The following is a 334-nucleotide window of genomic DNA, read 5'->3' as shown; positions in this document are numbered from 1 at the left end:
CTTCGAGCTAAAGTACCTAAACTACTAGCTCAACTGGTTGACGATGGTTTGGTAATGCCAATGCAAACAAATGCGGGGGAAGAATACCGCCTGCAAACAGTAGAAAGCCAGCAATGGTACGATATGTATCGTCAGCAAGAAAGCGAGTTAAAAAGCAATCCACAACGTCTAGAAGTATTTCGCTCCCAAGAAATTCAACAATATGTGCGTAAACAAGTAGCACAAGCGAGAATAATTCAAGGTGATGTTGCTGAACCGCGAACTATTAACTTAGAGTTTGGTACTGAGTTACCAAGTGATGCCGATAAAAAGCTATATGCATGGGCCCCAGAAG

At 42.5% G+C, this 334-nt stretch carries 1 protein-coding gene; it reads left to right on the top strand.

Annotated elements, in window-relative coordinates:
- Window positions 1-334: hypothetical protein (locus AAEY57_RS19555; RefSeq protein ID WP_350608613.1), on the top strand; the 334-nt coding region annotated here is incomplete at both ends.

The sequence above is a fragment of the Pseudoalteromonas sp. MER144-MNA-CIBAN-0113 genome, from assembly GCF_040308965.1.
GTDB classification, from domain to species: domain Bacteria; phylum Pseudomonadota; class Gammaproteobacteria; order Enterobacterales; family Alteromonadaceae; genus Pseudoalteromonas; species Pseudoalteromonas tetraodonis.
The sequence above is the reverse complement of the archived record's forward strand: the minus strand, read 5'-3'. Positions and strand labels throughout refer to the sequence as shown.